The sequence below is a fragment of the Paenibacillus sp. 01L418 genome, assembly GCF_056400045.1.
The window spans coordinates 1-4,069 of record NZ_JBFTSN010000515.1; the positions used below are offsets into that span (position 1 = coordinate 1).

Below are 4,069 nucleotides of genomic sequence, written 5' to 3' on the forward strand. Positions count from 1 at the left end.
GCGCTCGTTCCCGTTTTGCTTGCACTCGTGAAGTCTGTTAGTGCAATCGGATTTGTCGTTACCGCTACTACGTTCGAGTCGCCAGCATTTGCTCCGCCTGTAACTACTAGACGGAAGTCATATGCCGTTGCGGCGGACAAGCCTGTTACTGTTGCTGTTGTTGCATTGGTCACAAGCGCGCCTGTTGTMGCTGTTGTCCACGTGTTTGCACCTGTTGGTGTTTGCTCCACTTTAATGCTTGTTGCATTCGTTGCTGCGCTCCATGTGAACGTAGCGCTCGTTCCCGTTTTGCTTGCACTCGTGAAGTCTGTTAGTGCAATCGGATTTGTCGTTACCGYTACTACGTTCGAGTCGCCAGCATTTGCTCCGCCTGTAACTACTAGACGGAAGTCATATGCCGTTGCGGCGGACAAGCCTGTTACTGTTGCTGTTGTTGCATTGGTCACAAGCGCGCCTGTTGTCGCTGTTGTCCACGTATTTGCACCTGTTGGTGATTGCTCAACTTTAATATTTGTTGCGCCCGTTGCTGCGCTCCATGTGAACGTAGCGCTCGTYCCCGTTTTGCTTGCACTCGCGAAGTCTGTTAGTGCAATCGGGTTTGTCGTCACCGTTACTACGTTCGAGCTGCCAGCATTTGCTCCGCCAGTTACAACAAGGCGGAAGTCATATCCCGTTGCTGCGGTCAAACCTATTACTGTCGCTGTTGTTTCATTGGTCGCAAGCGCACCTGTTGCCGCTGTTGTCCATGTGTTTGTACCTATTGGAGATTGCTCCACTTTAATGTTTGTTGCGCCCGTTGCTGCGCTCCATGTGAACGTTGCGCTTGTTCCTGTTTTGCTCGCACTCGCGAAGTTTGTAAGTGCAATCGGGTTTGTCGTCACCGTTACCACATTCGAGTCGCCAGCATTTGCTCCGCCTGTAACTACTAGACGGAAGTCATAACCTGTCGCTGCCGACAAGCCTGTTACTGTCGCTGTTGTTGCATTCGTGGAAAGAGCACCTGTTGTCGCTGTTGTCCATATGTTTGCACCTGTTGGTGATTGTTCCACTTTAATGCTTGTTGCGCCCGTTGCTGCGCTCCATGTAAATGTCGCCGATGTTCCGGTCTTGGTCGTACTAGCAAAGTCTATCAATGCAACTGAATTAGTAGTCACATTCACCACATTCGAGTTGCCAGCATTTGCTCCGCCTGTTACAACTAGGCGGAAATCATATCCCGTTGCGGCGGACAAACCTGTTACCGTTGCTGTTGTTGCATTGGTCGCAAGCCCGCCAGTTGTCGCCGTTGTCCATGTGTTTGCACCTGCCGGGGATTGCTCAATTTCCAAGCCGGTTGCACCCGTTGCTGCGCTCCATGTAAATGTCGCCGATGTTCCGGTCTTGCTCGAACTAGCAAAGTCTGCCAAAGGTACATTCATAGGAATTACTTTCAACGTTGCACTATTTGAGGTTGCCGCAGGCGTAGTACTACCCGAAGCGACTACGCGATATTGGTATCCGCTCATTCCCGCTGTTGCACTTTTTATAACTAAAGTTGCTGTTGTTGCTCCAGTGTAATCGCTATTATCACTAATATTTGTAAATCCCGCACCCGTGTCCACCTGCCATTGATACGAACTCGCATTAGATGCAGTAACCGTGAAGGTAGCGTTGTCACCTTCATTGATCGTTGCATTGCTTGGATTGCTTGTAATCGACGGAGCTGGCCTTGTCACAGGATCACCAATTTGAACGTCATTAATTGAAGTCCACATTTCTGAATCTTGAGGAATTATTCGAATTTCATCAATATTGTCAAATGAAAAGTTTAATCCATTTGAGTGATCGAACGTAAACTTCCAAGGATCAACACTAATTGTTAGATCGACCCATTCTCCAACCTGAACATCATCATTAAAAGCACCAATCTTGACATCTTTAGTGCCCGAATCGATTAGCGTAATAGATTCTAAAGAGAAGTTTTGAGATGAATTGCGACTTTTAATCGTCCATATACTTTGGGATTCATTATCTGCATAACCGGCAGATAGTCCACTTGCACCAATTGTATCCGGATAAGGAATTTCATAAGTTAGAACTAAATCTTTATTTGGGTTTACAGCAGCCTTGGCCGAAAAATCAAGCGCAAAACCCGGTATATCATCTGATCCGCCCTGCCCATCCGACACAACGGTTGCGTCGCCAGCAATATCATCATTTGATTTAAACATAATCGTTGAAGCAATCGATGATGCTTTTACCGTTAACGTTGCACTATTTGAGGTTGCCGAAGGCGCTGTGCTGCCCGTAGCGATGACTCGATACTGGTATCCATTCATTCCCACTGTCGCACCCGTTATAGTTAACGTTGACGTAGTCGCTCCACTATACGGTGAACTATTAACAATATTTGAAAATCCTGCACCCGTATTTACCTGCCATTGATAAGAGTTCGTATTAGACGCAGCAACCGTGAAGCTAGCGTTCCCGCCTTCATTAATCGTTGCATTGCTAGGATTTCCAATAATCAGAGGTGGTGAAGAAACTACGGCAGCAGCCTCTATAGTCGTAAAATTATATCCAAGTGAAAGAAACCGACTGCCGTCATAAACCACATTTGTAAGAAAAGCTGCTACATTAGTTGCTTCTGAAGTCCAGCTTGCTCCATCCGGAGAAGATACAATTTTCCCTCCAATACCTGAAACCATAAACTGTCCCGCTCCATATGCGATTCCTGTTAAGAGACCAGTAGCTGTACTATCTTGACTAGTCCAGTTCGAGCTGGTGCCATCTGACGAGGTGAATATTTTACCACTGGCTCCTACAGCAACAAATAGATTATTTGCATAAACAACGTTTCTAAAAATGAAGGATGAACCTGTTAAAGAGGAAGCAGTCCAATTCAATCCGTCTGATGAATATGCCATTCTGGACCCTTGACCTACAGCAACATATGTTCCATTCCCATAAGCAACAGAGTAAAGAACAGTCGTGATGGCCGGACCTGCAGTAATTGCAGCTGGTGTCCACGCCGTTCCGTCGCTAGATGTTAAAATCGTTCCGCTGTTTCCTAAAGCAATAAATCGATTATTTACAAATTGGACGCCTTGTAAGTTGCTTGTCGTATTAGAGGCTGCCAAATTCCAATTAGTTGCATTACTTGATACATAGATCGTACCGCCCGAACCAACTGCTACATAAGTGCCGTTGCCGTATGCAATGCTTGAAAATCCATTTGCAGTTGGCGTTATCCGGCTTGTCCAATTCACTCGATCAGTGGAAGTAAAAATGGTGCCGCCAATCGTAGCCGAATTGTTATAGCCTACAGCAACATAAAGACCATTGTTATAGACCGCATCTGTGATGTTAGGTGTTACCGTTGTCCATTCGATACCATCAAGCGAATACATGATAGAGCCGCTATTGCCTGCAGCAACAAATTTTCCATTGCCAAATGTAATAGCCTGCATCGTGTTTCCATAGTTTGTTGTTCGTTCAGTCCAGCTCACCCCATCCGTAGAAGTGAAAGCTGTATTAGCATTGCTATACAAAACATACACGCCATTGCCATATGCACCTGCAAAAGCCTGCCAAGCTAAAGGAGTACTTGTCCAGGTAATGGCATCTGAAGATCTGTAGCTTGCAAGTATTGGACTGGAATCAAAAGCGTAAAAATGATTATTTAAAAATCCTATAAAGTTTATTGAACTATAATATGTACTGTTAAGCTGCTGTCCTCCGCCCCATGTTGATGGATTTCCAGTGGCCGAATAATAAATTTTTCCGTTTGCATCGCCTAAGACATACTTACTGTTTCCATAGGAGATGTTGTACAAATCGTTGGAAATTCCAGATGCAATGGATGTCCACGACTTTCCATCACTTGATTTCAAAATAATGCCGGATGCTCCAACTGCCCAAAATGAACCATTTAAAAATTTCACAGAAAATAACTGGTTCGACGTATTGGATGTTGCTGCATTCCATGTAACAGCATCAGTAGAATACAAAATCGTACCACCTGTACCAGCTGCAACATAGACGTTGTTTCCATAATCCACTTCATTTAAGTTTTGAGTACTATTCGTAC

1 protein-coding gene is annotated in these 4,069 nt (G+C 45.2%); it reads right to left on the reverse strand.

The annotated features are described in order from the left end of the window. A partial coding sequence (locus AC1DSE_RS31725; RefSeq protein ID WP_477528791.1) for a beta strand repeat-containing protein occupies positions 1–4,069 on the reverse strand: 4,069 nt, incomplete at both ends.